Raw genomic sequence first — 17,298 nt, 5'->3', positions numbered from 1 at the left:
ACAATTTTGCCAGCCGATCAGGCCGCGTCGCGCGCCAAGCGGCTTTCGTAGAGCGCCGCGACCAGGTCCGATTGCGTGACGATGCCGGCAAATCGCTCTTCTTCGTCGACGATAGGGATGTGGTGGAAGCCGATGTCGGCCATCAGCGGCACCAGGTCGACGATGGGCGTGTCCAGTCGCGCCGTCACGGGCTTGCTGCGCATGATCTGGCCCACCACTTCCGCCTTCTCCGTGTGGCTCAGGCCGCTGGGTCGGAGGAACTGGCGCAGGCGCTGGCGCACGCCGTGATAGTCGTCCAGTCCGCCATGTTCGAGGAAGTCGCCCTGGGTGACGATGCCGATCACGCGCCGGGCCCGGTTCAGCACGGGCAGCGAAGCCACCTTGTGGCCGCGCATGTCGCGCCACGCCTGGTCCAGCCCAGTGCCGAACTCGGCCGTGATGACGTCCCGGGACATGATGTCGGCGCAACTGATGATGCCGAAGCGGCGCTGGTAAGCCCGTTGCTCCGTCTGCAGGAACAGCGCTTCCAGGTCGTCGCGGCTGACGTCCAGCACCTGGTTGTATTGGCGCAGCGCGGCGTCCAGGTCTTCCGGCGCGAAGCCCAGGCGCGAAGTGGGCACGGCATCGGCCGTCGCATGCGGATGGGGATGCGGAGTCTGCTGGGTGTGTGGATAGCGCCGTCCCGTGAGGTTGTTGTACAGCACGGCCGTGCCGACCAGCACCACGCAGTTGAACAGCACCGTCACCAGCGGGAACTGGTAGCCGGCGCTCAGTACGGCCGGGCCGCCGATCACGGCCGTCAGGGCCACGGCGCCGCCGGGCGGATGCAGGCAGCGCAGCGCGAACATGGCGGCGATGGCCAGGCAGCCGGCCAGGGCGGCCACCGGTACGCCGGCGCCCAGCCAGTGCACGCAGGTCACGCCCACCAGACCCGACAGCACGTTGCCGCCGATCACGGACCAGGGCTGGGCCAGCGGGCTGGCCGGCAAGCCGAACAGCAGCACGGCGGAAGCGCCCATCGGTGCGATGAAGAACAGGCTGATGCCATCACGGGCCAGGATGACATGGCCGACCAGTCCGGTCAGCAGCAGGCCGGCGGCGGCGCCCGCGCACGCGCGTAGGCGCTCGCTACGGCTGGCCGTGTGAGGGGCGGGCAGCCAGCGTTCCAAAAAGGCGATCATATTGTGTGGTGCGAAAAACGGGGAGTCGGGCATTATCCCACGATGCGCCGCGCCGCGCTCAGCCTGGCAGGCCGTGCGAAACGAGGGCCAACGGCAGCGCCGTGGTGAACTTGATCTGTTCCATCGAGAATGCCGAGGATACGCCGGTCAGCTGCGAAACCTTGATCAACTTCTTGTAAAATCTGTCATATCCGTCGATATCGCTCGTCACCACCTTGAGCAGATAGTCCACGTCGCCGCTCATGCGGTGAAATTCCTGCACTTCCGGCAACGCGATCACGGCGGCGGCGAAGCGCGCCAGCCATTGCTCGTCGTGGTGGCTGGTGCGCACGCTGACGAACACGGTCACCGGCAAGCCCACTTTGCGCCGGTTGACGATGGCGACCCGGCTTTCGATATAGCCTTCCTCTTCCAGCCGGCGCACCCGCTTCCAGCAGGGCGTGCTGGACAGCCCGACCTTCTCGCTGAGCTGGGCGATCGACAGCGTGCCGTCCGCCTGCAGCGCAGCCAGGATGGCGTAATCGTAGCGATCAAGATGTTCCATGCTGTTTTTCTTCAAAAATGAGCATATTCATTCCAAATAAACCGTGTGCAGCAGTCATTTTAGAACATAATTTCACGTTGGAATACGTAAGCTATGTGGCATGACTGCAATTACCATGAATGCCCATCATGCTCGCCACCATGCGCACTGAAATCTACCTCGACAGCAACGCCACCACCTCCGTCCTGCCCGCCGCCATCGCCGCCGCCGTGGACGCCATGGCCCAGTGCTTCGGCAACCCCAGCAGCAGCCACGGCGCCGGCCTGCGCGCCAAGGCCGTGCTGGACGGCGCCCGCGCCCGCGCCACCCGCCTGTTGGGCGTGGGCAGCGGCCGCCTGATGTTCAACAGCGGCGCCACCGAAGGTATCCAGACGGCCGTGCTGTCGGCCCTGCGTGCGCTGCGCGAACGCCAGTCCCGTGGCGAGGCCACCGGCGACCTGCTCGTCTATGGCGCCACCGAACACAAGGCCGTCCCCCAAAGCCTGGACCACTGGAACCGCCTGCTGGGCCTGAATCTCACGCTGCATGCCTTGCCCGTGGACGGCGAGGGCCGCCACGACCTGGCGGCCTTGCGCGCGCTGGCGCCACGGGCCGCGCTGGTGTGCACCATGGCCGCCAACAATGAAACGGGCGTGATCTCGGACCTGGCCGGTATTGAAGCGGTGCTCGCGGACACGGCCAGCGCCGCCTACTGGCTGGTCGATTGCGTGCAGGCGCTGGGCAAGTTGCCGCTGGACCTGGCGCGCACCCGCATCGATTACGCGCCGTTCTCCGGCCACAAGCTGTACGCGCCCAAGGGCATCGGCATGTTGTACGTGCGCGATGGCGCGCCGTTCACGCCGCTGATCATGGGCGGCGGCCAGGAGGCGGGCCTGCGTTCCGGCACGGAAAACATGGCCGGCATCGCCGCGCTGGGCGCCGTGCTGGCCGCATTGGAGCAGGGCGGCACCTTCCGCAGCCACGCTGAACTGGCCGGCTTCCGCGCGCGCCTGGCCGACAGCCTGTGCGCCGCCTTGCCCGGCATCGTGTTCAACCACGGGTTCGCGGCCTCGCTGCCCACCACGCTCAACTTCTCCGTGCCCGGTGTCGCCAGCCGCGCATTGATGGATGTGTTCGACGCGGCCGGCGTGCGCGTCAGTTCCGGCAGCGCCTGTTCGGCCAAGGCCGCCGCGCCCAGCTACGTGCTGGTGGCGATGGGCGTGCCGGACTGGCGTGCCAGCGGCGCCATCCGCATGTCGTTTGGCCCGTTGACGGATGCGGCGACCATCGCCGCCGCCTGCGCCCGCATCGCCCGCTGTGGCGCCGCCTTGCGCAGCGGTGGCCTGCTGCCGCTGGACGGCGCCCCGGCCGTGCACGATGCTGCCGAGGCCGCGCACGACGGCGCCGAGGCCAGCCGGCAGCCTGGCGCCACGCTGCCCGCGCCCGATGCGTCCGCCCCACCGGCGGACGACGCCATGCGGCTGGCGCCCGCCGCGCTCGATGCCTTCCTGCAAGCCCATCCCGATGCGCGCCTGATCGACGTGCGCGAACGGTATGAATGTGCCGCCACGGTCACGCCGGCCCCCGGCGGGCGGCCCGCCATCAGCGTGCCCTTGGGCCAGTTGCCCGGCTGGCTGGCGCAGTGGCGGGGCGAAGCGCAAGTGCCCTTGGTGTTCTATTGCCGCAGCGGCAACCGCAGCCTGAAGGCCGCGCAATACCTGCGCGGGCTCGGCCACCAGCAAGCGTGGAGCCTGGACGGCGGCCTGGCGCTGGCCTCGCCGGCCATCGACGCCTGACCCAGCGGGCGCGCCGCCCGCCAGCGCGCAATCGATCCCAACTGTTGCCTTGCCGGGCTCTCGGCAGCCGTGCGCCCCTGTCGGGGTGATCGGCAGATAATTTCCATCGCGTTGGCCTATTCGTCTAGCGAGGTCCGATGGAACAGCACACCACTTTGTTTCCCAAGTTCACGCTGGGTTTTCACGCCGCCTCAGCCGGCGCCGCGCGTGCCGACGAGGAAGAGGAGATGCCCCTGCGGGCCGAGCTGTTCAGCGCGGCGCAGATGGCGGCCCATGGCCGCGCGCTGGCGACGCAGCACGTGCCCAGTCCCGGTGGCGGCCGCGACCGCCTGCTGGCGCGCCTGGCCGACAACGCCGCCGTCATCGCCGCCACCTGCGATGGCTTGACGGACGCGCTGCAGGCCGGGCGCCAGGTGACCCCCGCCTCTGAATGGCTGCTCGATAATTACTACCTGATCGAAGACCAGATCCGCACCGCGCGCCGGCACCTGCCCAAGCACTACAGCCGGCAACTGCCGCGCCTGAACGGCGACGCCGGCGCCGGCGCCGGTGCCGGCAGCGCGGTGCCGCGCGTGTACCGGATCGCGCTGGAAATCATCGCCCACGGCGACGGCCGGGTCGACCCGGACAGCCTGCGTGGCTTCGTCGATGCCTACCAGGAAGTGGCTACGCTGCAACTGGGCGAGTTGTGGGCCATTCCCATCATGCTGCGCCTGGCGCTGATCGAGAACCTGCGCCGGGTGGCCGCGCGCGTGGCCGACGACCGCGCCCAGCGCGACCTGGCCACCCAGTGGGCCGAGCGCATGGTGGAGGTGGCCGAGCAGAATCCCAGCGGCCTGATCCTGCTGGTGGCCGACATGGCCCGTTCCAACCCGCCCGTCACCAGCGCCTTCGTGGCCGAACTGGCGCGCCGCCTGCAAGGCCAGAGCCCGGCCCTCACACTGGCGCTCACCTGGCTGTCGCACCGGCTGGCCGAATCGGGCCACACCATCGAACTGCAGATCCAGGCCGAGATCCAGTTGCAGGCCGCCGAGCAGGTGTCGATCGCCAACAGCATCGGCAGCCTGCGTTTCCTGGGCACCATGGACTGGCAGGAATTCGTCGAAACCATGAGCGCCGTCGAGCGCGCGCTGCGGCACGATCCGGCTGGTATCTACACCGGCATGGACTTCGCCACCCGCGACCGGTACCGCCATGTGGTCGAGACGCTGGCGCGCCACGCGCCCGCCACCGAGGAGCAAGTGGCCGAACGGGCCGTGCGCCTGGCGCAGGACGCGGCCGGCGACGCCGAAGGGCGCCACCGCCACGTCGGCTACTTCCTGGTGGGGCCCGGTTCGGCCGAGCTGGCGCGCCTGGCCGGCGTGCGCCTGCCGCTGGCACAGCGGGTCGGCCAACTGGCGCGGCATGCGCCGCTGGCCTGCTACCTGGGCGCCATCGGCCTGCTCACGGCCGGCGGCTGCGCCTGGTTGCTGGCGCGCACGGCACGCGACGGCGTCGACCAGCCATGGTTGCTGGCCGTGCTGGGCGTGCTGGCGTTGCTGGGCAGCGGCCAGTTGGCGCTGAGCCTGGTGAACTGGGGCGCCACCGCGCTCACCGAACCGCATCCCTTGCCGCGCATGGACTTCCGCGGCGGCGTGCCGGACGACGCGCGCGCCGTGGTGGCCGTGCCCACCCTGATCTACAGCCGCGACAACGTGGATGAATTGTGCGAACAACTGGAAGTGCGCTTCCTGGCCAACCGCGACCCCAACCTCGTGTTCTGCCTGCTCACCGACTTTCCCGACGCCAGCGAGGAAACCCTGCCCGACGATGGCGCCCTGCTGGCCCACCTGCAGCAGCGCATGCGTGCGCTCAACGTGCGCTACGAAGGCGCGCCGTTCCTGCTGCTGCACCGGCCCCGCTTGTGGAATCCGCGCCAGGGTGTGTGGATGGCGTACGAGCGCAAGCGCGGCAAGCTGCACGCGCTCAACCGCTACCTGCGCGGCGGCGCACGCGACGCGTTCTCGCTCATCGAAGGCGACAGCAGCCGTTTGCAGGATATCCGTTACGTCATCACGCTCGACACCGATACCCAGTTGCCGCGCGACACGGCGCGCCAGTGCATCGCCACCATGCGCCATCCGCTCAACCAGCCGCGCTACGACGCCCACCGTGGCCGCGTGGTGGAAGGCTATGGCGTGCTGCAGCCACGGGTGGCGGCCAGCCTGCCCGGTGAGGCGGCATCGCGCTACGAGCGCCTCGGTGGCGGCGAACCGGGCATCGATCCCTACACCCGCACCGTGTCCGACGTGTACCAGGACGTGTTCGGGGAAGGCTCCTTCATCGGCAAGGGCATCTACGACGTCGACATGTTCGAGCAGGTGCTGGGCGGGCGCTTGCCCGATGACCTGATCCTCAGCCACGATCTGCTGGAAGGCTGCTACCTGCGCGCCGGCCTGCTGAGCGACGTGCAGTTGTATGAGGCGTGGCCGGCCACCTACGCCGACGACGTCGGCCGCCGCCAGCGCTGGCTGCGCGGCGACTGGCAATTGTGCGGCTGGCTGGCCGGTCCCGTGCGGCGGGCCGACGGCCGGCGCGAGCGCAACCCGCTGTCGGCGCTGTCGCGCTGGAAGCTGTTCGACAACCTGCGCCGCAGCCTGACGGCGCCGGCGCTGCTGCTGGCGTTGCTGGTGGCGTGGGGCGCGCTGCCCGACCCGTGGCTGTGGACGGCGGCCGTGCTGGCCGTGCCCTTGCTGCCGCCGCTGGTGGGCGCCTTGCACCACGCGGCCCGCCGTCCGCGCGACACCTTGTGGTCGCAGCACTGGTGGGCCGTGGTGCGGCTGGCCATGATCCATTTCTCGCACGCGCTGTTGATGTTGGCCTGGTTGCCGTACGAGGCCGCGTTCGCGCTGGACGCCATCGGCCGCGCCCTGTGGCGGCTGCTGCTGTCGCACCAGCGCCTGCTGGAATGGCGCGCCTCCGGCCTGGCGCGCGCCGGCGCCGGCCTGGCCGACTGCTGGCGCAACATGCGCAGCGCCTCGCTGCTGGCCGTGGCGGCCGCCGCCGCGCTGGCCCTGTGGCGGCCGGCCGGCATGGCGCCGGCCGCGCCGCTGCTGGCGGCGTGGCTGGCCGCGCCGCTGCTGGCGTGGTGGATCAGCCGGCCCGTGCCGCGCCCGCCGGTGCGCCTGAGCGCGGCCCAGCTGCACTTTTTGAACCAGCTGGCGCGCCGCACCTGGGGCTATTTCGACCGCTACGTGGGGCCGGACGACAACTGGCTGCCGCCCGATAATATGCAGGAACATCCCGTGGCCGTGGTGGCGCACCGCACTTCGCCCACCAACATGGGCCTGGCGCTGATGGCCAACCTGAGCGCTTGGGACTTCGGCTACCTGCACACGGGCCAGCTGCTGGAACGCACCGGCCACACGCTGGGCGCGATGGAATTGCTGGAGCGCTACCAGGGCCACTTCTACAACTGGTACGACACCCAGACCCTCAAGCCCTTGTACCCGATCTACATTTCCACCGTCGACAGCGGCAACCTGGCCGGCCACCTGCTTACGCTGCGGGCCGGACTGGCGGCGCTGGCCGACCAGCCGCTGCTGGGGCCGCAATGCCTGGATGGCCTGGCCGCCACGCTGGGCTTGCTGCACGAAGCGCTGGCCGCCATGGAGCCGGCCGCACCCCTGCAGGCCGGGGCGCAGGCGCTGCGCGTGCTGGACACTTTGCTGGCGCCGGCCGGCCGCCCCGATGTGGACGACCTGGGCGCGCTGCACGACTGGCTGGCGCGCGCCTGCGACAGCGCCGCCACGCTGCTGGAAGCGGCCGCCGCCCACGGCGACGAAGCCGTGCGCGAATGGAGCGCGGCGCTGGCCAGCCAGTGCCGTGCGCTGCGCGAGGAACTGGAGGGCTACGCGCCCTGGCTGGCGCTGGGGCCGGGCGCGCTGTGCGACAGCCGGCTGGCGCGCATGCCCACCTTGCGCGCGCTGGCCGGCTGGTCCGGCATGGAGGCCGCGCCGTCCGACCTGGCGCCGGACGAGCGCGAGCGCCAGCGCAAACTGGCCACGCTGGTGGCGCAGGGCGGCGCCCAGGCGCGCGTCCGCATGGCTGCCATCGACACGCTGCTGCTGCGTTGCGCCGCCTGCGCCCAGCCCGACTACAGCTTCCTGTACAACCCCACCACCAAGCTGCTGGCGATCGGCTACAACCTCAGCGAGCGCCGCCTCGACGCCAGCTATTACGACTTGCTGGCGTCGGAAGTGCGGCTGGCCAGCTTCGTCGCCATCGCCCAGGGCCAGCTGCCGCAGGAACACTGGTTCGCGCTGGGCCGCCAGTTGCGCATCGTGGCCGGCAAGCCGGTGCTGCTGTCGTGGAGCGGCTCCATGTTCGAATACCTGATGCCGCTGCTGGTCATGCCCACCTACGCCAGCACGCTGCTGGACCAGACCTACCAGGCCATGCTGGACGCCCAGATCGACTACGGCCGGCGCCGCAACGTGCCGTGGGGGATTTCGGAATCGGGCTACAACACGGTCGACGCCAGTCTCAATTACCAGTACCGCGCGTTCGGCGTGCCGGGCCTGGGCATGAAGCGCGGCCTGGGCGACGATCTGGTGATCGCGCCCTATGCCACCATGCTGGGCCTGATGGTGCGGCCGGAGGCGGCCTGCGTCAACCTGCAGAAGATGGCGGCGCTGGGCTATGTGGGCCGCTACGGCTGCTACGAGGCGATCGACTACACGCCGGCCCGGCTGCCACGGGGCCAGGCCTCGGCCGTGATCCGCTCGTTCATGGTGCACCACCAGGGCATGGGCTTGCTGGCGCTGAGCTACCTGCTGCACGACCGGCCCATGCAGCGCCGCTTCATGTCCGACCCGCTGCTGCAATCGGCCTTGCTGGTGCTGCAGGAACGCAGCGCCCAGGTGGGCGCGTTCCACTCGGCCACCGAGCAGCAGCTGGCCGCGCCGGGCGCCGGCGCCGAGCAGGCCATGCCGATGCGGGTGCTGAACCAGGCCACCGCGCTGCCGGAAGTGCAACTGCTGTCGAACGGGCGCTATCACGTCATGGTCAGCAACGCCGGCGGCGGCTACAGCCGCTGGAAGGACCTGGCCGTGACCGGCTGGCGCGAGGATGGCACGCGCGACCACTGGGGCAGCTTCCTCTACCTGCATGACGTCGACAGCGGCCTGTCCTGGTCGGGCGCGTGGCAGCCCACCTTGGCCGAGCCGCGCAAGTACGAAGTGATCTTCTCGGAAGGGCGGGCCGAATTCCGCCGCAGCGACCACGGGCTGGAGCTGTACACGGAAATCGTCGTCTCGCCCGAGGACGACATCGAACTGCGGCGCCACCGCCTGACCAACCAGAGCGACCGCGAACGCACCATCGAGCTGACCAGCTATGCGGAAGTGGTGATGGCGCCGGCGGCGGCCGAGGCGGCCCATCCCGCCTTCACCAAGCTGTTCGTGCAGACCGAGATCCTGGGCCCGCGCCACGCCATCCTGTGCACCCGCCGGCCGCGCGGCAAGGATGAGCGGCCGCCGTCGCTGCTGCACCTGATGACGGTGCACGGCGCCACCGTGCTGGAAGAGTCGTACGAAACCGACCGCGCCGCCTTCATCGGCCGTGGCCACGGCACCCAGGCGCCGCAGGCGCTGCGGGTGGCCGGGCGGCTGGCCGGCGGCCACGGCTCCGTGCTCGATCCGGTGGTGGCGATCCGCCACCGCATCACGCTGGCGCCCGACCAGAGCGCCACCATCGACCTGGTGACGGGCATGGCCGACACGCGCGAGGCGGCCCTGCACCTGGTGGACAAATACCAGGACCTCCACCTGGCCGGGCGGGTGTTCGAACTGGCCTGGACCCACAGCCAGGTGGTGCTGCGCCAGCTCAACGCCAGCGAGGCCGACGCGCAGTTGTACGCGCGCCTGGCCGGCAGCGTGCTCTATCCACACGGCGCACTGCGGGCCGAGGCGGCCATCCTGCAGCGCAACCAGCGCGGCCAGTCCGGCTTGTGGGCCTATGCCATCTCGGGCGATCTGCCCATCGTGCTGCTGCAGATCCGCGACCCGGCCAACATCGAGCTGGCGCGCCAGCTGGTGCAGGCGCACGCCTACTGGCGGCTGAAGGGACTGGTGGTGGACCTGGTGATCTGGTACGAGGACCAGGGCGGCTACCGCCAGTTGCTGCACGAGCAGATCATGGGCCTGATCGCCTCCGGTATCGACGCCCAGGCCATCGACCGGCCCGGCGGCATCTTCGTGCGGCTGGCCGACCAGATCGCGCCCGAGGACCGGGTGCTGCTGCAATCGGTGGCGCGGGTGATCATCAGCGACAGCCGCGGCACCCTGGCCGAACAGGTCAAGCGCGCCGTGCCGCCGCCACTGCGGGTGCCGACGCTGGTGGCCGACGGCCGCGCCGCCGCCGATACGGTCGCGGCAGCGCCGCCCGTCACGCCGCCGCTGCTGCTGTTCAACGGCAGCGGCGGTTTTACGGAGGATGGACGCGAGTACGTGATCGTCAGCGGCCCCGGCCAGCCCACGCCTGCGCCGTGGTGCAACGTGCTGGCCAATTCCCAGTTCGGCAGCGTCATCTCGGAAAGCGGCCAGGCCTACACCTGGCACGAGAACGCCCACGAATTCCGGCTCACGCCATGGCACAACGACCCCGTCACGGACGCCAGCGGCGAAGCCTGGTATCTGCGCGACGAGCAGAGCGGCCAGGTCTGGTCGCCCACCGGTCTGCCCGCGCCCGGCGCCGGCCCTTACCTGACCCGCCACGGCTTCGGCTACAGCGTGTTCGAACACACGGAAGGCAGCATCGCCACCAGCCTCCTTACCTTCGTCGCGCTGGACGCGCCGGTCCGCTACACGGTGCTGGAAGTGCGCAACGACGGCCCTGTGGCGCGCCGCCTGTCGGCCACCGGCTATGTGGAATGGGTGCTGGGCGACCTGCGCGCCAAGACCGCCATGCACGTGGTGACGGAACTGGATGGCGCCAGCGGCGCGCTGTTCGCGCGTAACGCCTACAACACGGAGTTCCCTGGCCGGGTGGCCTTCTTCAACGCCGACGGCGGCAGCGCCCGCAGCGTGACGGCCGACCGCGCCGAATTCATCGGCCGCAACGGCAGCCTGGCGGCGCCCGCCGCGCTGCGCCGGGTCCGCCTGTCGGGCCGGGTGGGGCCCGCGCTCGATCCGTGCGGTGCGATCCAGTTGCCGTTCGAGCTGTTGCCGGGCCAGCGGCGCGAGATCGTGTTCGTGCTGGGCGTGGGCGGGCGCCGCAACGCCGACGTGAGCGTGCTGGTGCAGCAGCACCGGGGCGTGGCGGCCGCGCGCGAGGCGCTGGCGGCCGTGCGCGCGCATTGGGACCGCACGCTGGGCGCGGTGCAGGTGGCCACTCCCGAGCCGGCGCTGGACGTGCTGGTCAACGGCTGGCTGATGTACCAGACCATCGCTTGCCGCTTGTGGGCCCGCAGCGGCTACTACCAGTCCGGCGGCGCGTTCGGCTACCGCGACCAGCTGCAGGACGCGATGGCGGCCGTCCACACGGCGCCCCAGTTGCTGCGCGAGCAGTTGCTGCTGTGCGCGGGACGCCAGTTCATCGAAGGCGATGTGCAGCACTGGTGGCATCCGCCCACGGGACGCGGCGTGCGTACCCATTGTTCCGACGACTACCTGTGGCTGCCGCTGGCGGCGGCCCGCTACGTGGCCGTGACGGGCGATGCGTCCGTGCTTGACGAGCAGGCGCCATTCCTGGAAGGGCGCGCCGTCAAGCCGGAGGAGGATGCGTATTACGATTTGCCCGTGGCCGCGCCGTACAGCGCCAACCTGTACGAGCATTGCGTGCGCGCCATCCGCCATGGCCAGCGCTACGGCGCGCATGGGCTGCCCCTGATCGGCTCCTGCGACTGGAACGATGGCATGGACAAGGTGGGCGAGCAGGGCCGGGGGGAATCCGTGTGGCTGGCGTTCTTCCTGTGCGAAGTGCAGCAGCGCTTCGCTGAACTGGCCGAGCGTCGCGGCGACACCGAGTTCGCCGCCGCCTGCCGCCAGGAGGCGCGCCGGCTGGCTACCAGCGTCGAGCAGCAGGCCTGGGATGGCGCGTGGTACCGGCGTGCCTATTTCGACGACGGTACCCCGCTCGGTTCGGCCAGCGCGGTGGAATGCCAGATCGACTCGCTGTCGCAAAGCTGGGCCGTGTTGTCGGGCGTCGCCGACCCGGTGCGGGCCCGCGCTGCCATGGAGCAGGTGGACCAGCGCCTGGTGCGGCGCGAGGCCGGCCTGATCCAGTTGCTGGACCCGCCGTTCGACCAGGCCGGCCCCAATCCCGGCTACATCCGCGGCTATGTGCCGGGGGTGCGCGAGAACGGCGGCCAATACACCCACGCCGCCATCTGGACCGCGATGGCCTTCGCGCGCCTGGGCGAGGGCGAGCGCGCGTGGGAGCTGGCGCGCATGATCAACCCGGTGCGCCATGGCGCCACGCCCGAAGCGTGCCAGCGCTACAAGGTGGAGCCGTACGTGGTGGCGGCCGACGTGTACGCCGTGCCGCCGCACGTGGGGCGCGGCGGCTGGACCTGGTACACGGGATCGGCCGGCTGGATGTACCGGCTGCTGCTGGAATCGCTGCTGGGCGTGACGCGCAACGGCGCCACGCTGGCGCTGGCGCCGTTGCTGCCGGCCGGCTGGGATGGCTACACGGTCAGCTACCGCTATGGCGCGACGCCGTACACGATACGGGTCGCGCCGGCCGGGCCGGACACGCCGCCCGGCCTGACGGTCGATGGCCAGGCCAGCGCCGGCTACGTGGTGGCCCTGGTCGACGACGGCCAGATGCACGCCGTGGAACTGCGCGTGGCGCGCTAGCGGCAAGCGGAAAGTGGCATGCGCTCAGGTCAGGTCAAGTCAGGTCAGGTCAGGCATGCGGGCTGCGCGCGGCGGCGCGCCGCTCACAGTCCGACGCCAGCGCCCGCGCCCAGCAGCGTAAGCACACCCAGCACAGCGAACACGGCGGCGGCGACGCCGTGCACCAGCTTGAGCGGCACCTTGCCGGCGATCCGGCCACCCAGATACACGGCTGGCACATTGGCCAGCATCATGCCGACCGTGGTGCCGGCCACCACGGACACCAGGCTGTGGTAGCGGGCCGCCAGCGCCACGGTGGCGACCTGGGTCTTGTCGCCCATCTCGGCGGCGAAGAAGGCCACCAGCGTGGTCAGGAACACGCCGTAATGGGCCAGCTTGGCGTCGTCCTCGTCGATCTGGTCGGGCACCAGGGTCCAGGCGGCCATGGCGATGAAGCCCAGGCCCAGCACCCAGCGCAGCACATCGGGCCCCATCAGGGCGGTGAGCCAGCTGCCGACGGCGGCCGCGAAGGCGTGGTTGGCCACGGTGGCCACGAAAATGGCCAGCACAATAGGCAGCGGCTTGCGGAACTTGGCGGCCAAAATAAAAGCGAGCAATTGAGTTTTATCGCCGATTTCGGCGAGCGCGACGATGCCGCTGGAGACGAGGAAAGCTTCCATGATGTGATGTCAGTACGTGGGCCGGATGGTTAACCGATGAGCCATGGGCGACTCCGGCCCATGCGGCCGCCCCTGGTTCATGGTCTCGTCAAGTGATCCACCAGCTGTACCACGGCCTGCGGGCCGATGATGTTGACACAGCTTCCTTCGCGGGACGAAGGACGACTACTCCCCACAACTGCCCGCATGATAACCCGGAACGGCCGGCCCGGTCCAGAAAGGCTGTGTTATTCTGCATCGCGCCGCCAGCGGCGCAACACGCAACACGCAATATTTAACCAGCGTTGACGATCATTGATCATCATCGCTCATCGTCGACCCTCCACCGATCCGACCACCATGCCTATCGCCACCTTCCCGCGCGCCGTGTTATCCGCACTGCTGTGCGCCTGCGGCGCCGCCTGGGCCGACCCGCTCAGCTACGCCCAATACGACCAGGTCCGCACCACCGACCTGCACCTGGACCTGAAGGCCGATTTCGGCCAAAAGACGTTGTCCGGCTATGCCGAATTGACGCTGGACTGGCTGACGCCCAAGGCCCGCGGCCTGGCGCTCGACACGCGCGACCTGCGCATCGCCCAGGTGCGCATCCAGCGCCCCGGCGGCGGCTGGGCGCCGGCCTCTTATCTGCTCGACCCGCCCGAAGCGGGCCAGGCCGGGAAGGGCAGGGCGTTGCGCATCGCGCTGGCTGGCCAGCCGCGCAAGGTGCGCATTTACTACCGCACGGCGCCCGGCGCGGCCGCCCTGCAATGGATGACGCCGCAGCAAACCATGTCCGGCAAGCGGCCGTTCATGTTCAGCCAGTCCGAAACCATCAACGCCCGCTCCTGGGCCCCGGTGCAGGACACGCCGGCCGTGCGCTTCACCTACAGCGCCCACATCGAGGCGCCGTCCGGCCTGCGCGTGGTGATGAGCGCCGAGAACGATCCCAAGGCCACCGGCGTGGGCGGCTGGAACTTCCGCATGCCGCAGCCGGTGCCGGCCTACCTGCTGGCCATCGCCATCGGCGAACTCGATGTGCGCAGCGTCGGCCCCCGTTCGGCCGTGTACGCGGAACCGGCCCGCATCGAGGCGGCCGCCTTTGAGCTGGCCGACACGGAAAAAATGATCGCCGCCGCCGAGTCGCTGTACGGCCCTTATCGCTGGGGGCGCTACGACATGCTGGTGCTGCCGCCCTCGTTCCCCATCGGCGGCATGGAAAATCCGCGCCTGACCTTCCTCACCCCCACCATGATCGCCGGCGACCGCAGCCTGGTGGACCTGATCGCCCACGAACTGGCCCACTCCTGGTCCGGCAACCTGGTCACCAACGCCACCTGGAAGCACTGGTGGCTCAACGAAGGCTTCACCAACTACGTCACCACCCGTATCGTCGAAAGCCTGTACGGCGCCGAAGTGGCCGACATCAACCTGCAGGTGGAGCAGGAGGAGGCGTACGCTTCGCTGCCATCGATCGCCCCGGCCAGGCAAGCCTTGCTCACGCGCGGCCCGGACACCGATCCCGAGGCCACCTACACGGACGAGGAGCTGGCCTATCCCAAGGGCGCCTGGCTGCTGCGCACGCTGGAGCAGCGGGCCGGCCGCGCCGTGTTCGACCCGTTCCTGCGCGGCTGGTTCGACCAGCACGCGTTCCAGTCGGCCACCACGGAACAATTTGTCGCCTACCTGCACCACAATCTGCTCGACACGCATCCTGGCTTGATGTCGGCGGCGGAGCTGGATGAATGGCTGTACGGCCAGGGCATCCCGGCCAACGCCGTGCGGGTGGCGTCGCCCCGGCTGGCGGCCGTGGACGCCCAGCGCAGCAGCTGGTTGCGGGGCGAACTGGCCACCGACAAGCTCGATGCCAAACACTGGATCGCGCTCGAATGGATGCACTTCCTGAACGACATCGACGGCAAGGCCAGCGCCGGCCAGATGCGCGAACTGGACCAGAGCTTCGGCCTGGGCAAGAGCGGCAACAATGAGATCGCCTACCGCTTCCTGCTCGGCTCCATCAAGGCCGGCTATGATGTGCGCGCGCCGCTGCAAGCGTTCCTGATGAGCGTGGGACGGCAGAAGTTCGTCGTGCCCCTGTACGCGGCCCTGCTGCAGCGCCCGGACGACCGGGCCTGGGGCCAGGCCCTGTACGCCAAGGCGCGCGAACGCTACCACCCGGTCACGCAGGCGGCCGTCGATAAGAAGTTCGCCGAGAAATAAGCGGCCGGAGGCGGTATATGCTGGCGTATGCTGTCGCCATCAACTGCATATACCGTATAAACCGTTTATAACATTCAAGGCGGAGAGCGGGCGGCGCGGTCCGGCGACGGGTGGCGGCGGGCGATCAGCAGCGGGGGCGGCCACGGCCGCTCAGGCCGGCTGGCTTTCGACCCGGTTGCGGCCCTGGTGCTTGGCGCGGTACAGCGCCAGGTCGGCCGCCTGGAACAGGCTGTCGAGCGCCAGGTGCGGGCCTTCCGAGGCGGCTACGCCGAAGCTGGCCGTCACGTGCAGCACATGGCCGTTGGCCAGCGTGAGCGGCGCCGCCTCGATGGCGCGCCGCATGCGCTCGGCCACCGCGTGCGCGCCCTGCAGGTCGCAGTTGCCTGGCATGACGACGAATTCCTCGCCGCCGTAGCGGGCCAGGATTTCGCCGTCGCGCAATTCCTCGCGCGCCAGCGCGGCGATGCGGATCAGCACCTGGTCGCCGGCGTCGTGGCCGTGGCTATCGTTGACGGCCTTGAAGCGGTCCACGTCGAACAGGATCACGGCCAGCGCCAGTTTGTGCTCGCGCGCGCGCCGCAGGCGCTGGTTGCCGACGGCCGTGAAGGCGCGCCGGTTCAGGATGCCCGTCAAATAGTCGGTGTCGGCGCGCAGCCGCAGTTCCTCGATCAGGCGCTGGCGTTCCAGTTCCAGCTGCTGCTTTTCCAGCCCGGCCGCGCGCAACTGGCCCAGCGCGCGCAGCAGGTCGCCGATCTCGTCGTGGCGCCGGGTTTCGTGCATGCGGATGGAAAAATCGCCGTTGCCCAGCTTGACGAGCGCCCGCGTGGCCTGCGCCAGCGGCACCATCACGCGCGCCCGCAGGATGATCATCAGCAGCGCCATCGCCAGCAGGATGGCGCCGCCCGTCACACAGGCCAGCAGCAGTTCGCGCTGGGCCGTGTCGTAGTCCTGTTGCGCCTGGTCCAGCGCCGCCTCCAGCAGCACGTCGCGCACGGCCAGGATGGGCGTCATGAACGGCACATAGCGTTGCGCGAACTGGGCCGTGTCCATGCCGTAGGGCTGGTGGGCCCGGCTGTCGCGCTCCACCCCCGTCACCAGCGCCAGGCCGCTGTTGAAATACCCTTCATCCATGGTGCGCAGCGCTGCCAGCACCCGCGGGTCGCGGTCGATGGCGCTGGTGGACATGACGATCAGGTGGCGCAGCTGTTCGATCTGGCCGCGCAGGAACTGGATTTGCGTGTGCTCGGTCTCGGCCAGCGGCTGGCCCGAGGCCAGCGCCACCGTCAGGCGCGAGCCGAGCCGGCCCGCGTATTCGCGCAGCTCGACGGCGAAGCGGGCCTTCATGAGGATTTTCGCCAGGTTGGGGTAGGCTTGCTCGGCCGCGCCCGCGTAGCCCGTCACATCGTCCAGCACCACGGGGATCAGCGCGAACATCTGCTCCACGGCCGCCGTCAGCCGCTGCGGCGTGCGCTGGGCCGGCGGCAAGGCGGCCACGGCGTCCACCGCGCGCCGCGCCGCCGCCAGCTGGGCTTCGATGGCGCGCACCGTCGCCGTCGGGCCCTGGGTGGCCGCCAGCGTGGCGGCCAGCCGGGCCAGCGCCTGGTCGCTGGCGGCGCGCGCCACGGCCAGCCGCGCCCGCTTGGCGGGATCGGGCGGCACGGCGTCGCCCATCACGGCGTTGACGGGGCCCCGTTCGAACGACAGCTTCTCGGCCGCGATCATGCCCCGCTGCACCAGTTGCAACGCGTGCAGGCCGCCGCGCGCGGCCCGGTAGTTGTTCCATTCACCCCACAATATCCGGCCCAGCATGGCGCCCACCAGCAGCGCCAGGATGGCCATGGATATGGCGAACATGCGGGTCAGTCTCATTCTCCAGCGCTCCTCGTGGCTGCCAGCCACACGGTGGGGGAGCAGCGATTTTCTAACTAGCAATATGCCACAAGCGCTGGCCGCTGTCGCCCCCGGCGGGGCCTGAAATGGGACGGCGCGCACGAGTAGTGGTACGATTGCGACCGCGCATCAAGGCGGAACGGTCCTCGGGTCCGGCCGGTGGCCCAGCCGGCCACTGGGATTGCTTTGAGGCAAGCCTTGAACCCCATT

Annotated in this window: 7 protein-coding genes and 1 riboswitch; of the genes, 3 read left to right on the top strand and 4 right to left on the bottom strand. The window is 69.9% G+C overall.

Annotated features, from left to right (window positions below; all coding sequences use genetic code 11):
* Positions 1–17: 17 nt before the first annotated feature.
* Together H3H39_RS01050 and H3H39_RS01045 are read right to left on the bottom strand one after the other, a co-directional pair.
* Entirely contained in the window at positions 18–1,181 is a 1,164-nt protein-coding gene (locus H3H39_RS01050) for an HPP family protein (protein WP_182151411.1), read from the bottom strand.
* A gap of 58 nt (positions 1,182–1,239) precedes the next feature.
* Positions 1,240–1,725: an Lrp/AsnC family transcriptional regulator gene (locus tag H3H39_RS01045; protein ID WP_182151410.1), complete on the bottom strand. Its 486-nt coding sequence runs from the start codon at positions 1,723–1,725 to the stop codon at positions 1,240–1,242.
* A gap of 140 nt (positions 1,726–1,865) precedes the next feature.
* Between H3H39_RS01045 and H3H39_RS01040 the strand changes: the two genes are divergently transcribed.
* Together H3H39_RS01040 and H3H39_RS01035 are read left to right on the top strand one after the other, a co-directional pair.
* On the top strand, positions 1,866–3,500 hold the full coding sequence (locus tag H3H39_RS01040; RefSeq protein ID WP_182151931.1) for an aminotransferase class V-fold PLP-dependent enzyme: 1,635 nt from the start codon (positions 1,866–1,868) through the stop codon (positions 3,498–3,500).
* A 137-nt stretch (positions 3,501–3,637) separates the two neighbouring features.
* Positions 3,638–12,340, top strand: coding sequence for a glycoside hydrolase family 94 protein (locus tag H3H39_RS01035; RefSeq protein ID WP_182151409.1), 8,703 nt, complete (start codon positions 3,638–3,640; stop codon positions 12,338–12,340).
* A gap of 83 nt (positions 12,341–12,423) precedes the next feature.
* Here the strand turns inward: H3H39_RS01035 and H3H39_RS01030 are convergent, their stop codons facing one another.
* Complete coding sequence (locus H3H39_RS01030) at positions 12,424–12,999, bottom strand: TMEM165/GDT1 family protein (RefSeq protein ID WP_182151408.1); 576 nt, start codon at positions 12,997–12,999, stop codon at positions 12,424–12,426.
* Positions 13,000–13,010: 11 nt separating this feature from the next.
* Positions 13,011–13,188, bottom strand: a riboswitch (yybP-ykoY riboswitch).
* A gap of 150 nt (positions 13,189–13,338) precedes the next feature.
* On the opposite strand from H3H39_RS01030, the gene H3H39_RS01025 reads away from it, so the two are divergent.
* Positions 13,339–15,198, top strand: coding sequence for a M1 family metallopeptidase (locus H3H39_RS01025; protein ID WP_182151407.1), 1,860 nt, complete (start codon positions 13,339–13,341; stop codon positions 15,196–15,198).
* A gap of 150 nt (positions 15,199–15,348) precedes the next feature.
* Here the strand turns inward: H3H39_RS01025 and H3H39_RS01020 are convergent, their stop codons facing one another.
* On the bottom strand, positions 15,349–17,067 hold the full coding sequence (locus tag H3H39_RS01020) for a GGDEF domain-containing protein (protein WP_182151406.1): 1,719 nt from the start codon (positions 17,065–17,067) through the stop codon (positions 15,349–15,351).
* Between the last annotated feature and the right edge of the window lie 231 nt (positions 17,068–17,298).

Source organism: Rugamonas apoptosis (assembly GCF_014042355.1).
GTDB classification, from domain to species: domain Bacteria; phylum Pseudomonadota; class Gammaproteobacteria; order Burkholderiales; family Burkholderiaceae_D; genus Rugamonas; species Rugamonas apoptosis.
This window is presented reverse-complemented; position numbering and strand designations above follow the sequence as displayed.

Coding starts and splice junctions, on each gene's coding strand:
- H3H39_RS01045 (WP_182151410.1), bottom strand. CDS start 1,725: ATGGAACATCTTGATCGCTACGATTACGCCATCCTGGCTGCGCTGCAG.
- H3H39_RS01050 (WP_182151411.1), bottom strand. CDS start 1,181: ATGATCGCCTTTTTGGAACGCTGGCTGCCCGCCCCTCACACGGCCAGC.
- H3H39_RS01020 (WP_182151406.1), bottom strand. CDS start 17,067: ATGAGACTGACCCGCATGTTCGCCATATCCATGGCCATCCTGGCGCTG.
- H3H39_RS01040 (WP_182151931.1), top strand. CDS start 1,866: ATGCGCACTGAAATCTACCTCGACAGCAACGCCACCACCTCCGTCCTG.
- H3H39_RS01035 (WP_182151409.1), top strand. CDS start 3,638: ATGGAACAGCACACCACTTTGTTTCCCAAGTTCACGCTGGGTTTTCAC.
- H3H39_RS01030 (WP_182151408.1), bottom strand. CDS start 12,999: ATGGAAGCTTTCCTCGTCTCCAGCGGCATCGTCGCGCTCGCCGAAATC.
- H3H39_RS01025 (WP_182151407.1), top strand. CDS start 13,339: ATGCCTATCGCCACCTTCCCGCGCGCCGTGTTATCCGCACTGCTGTGC.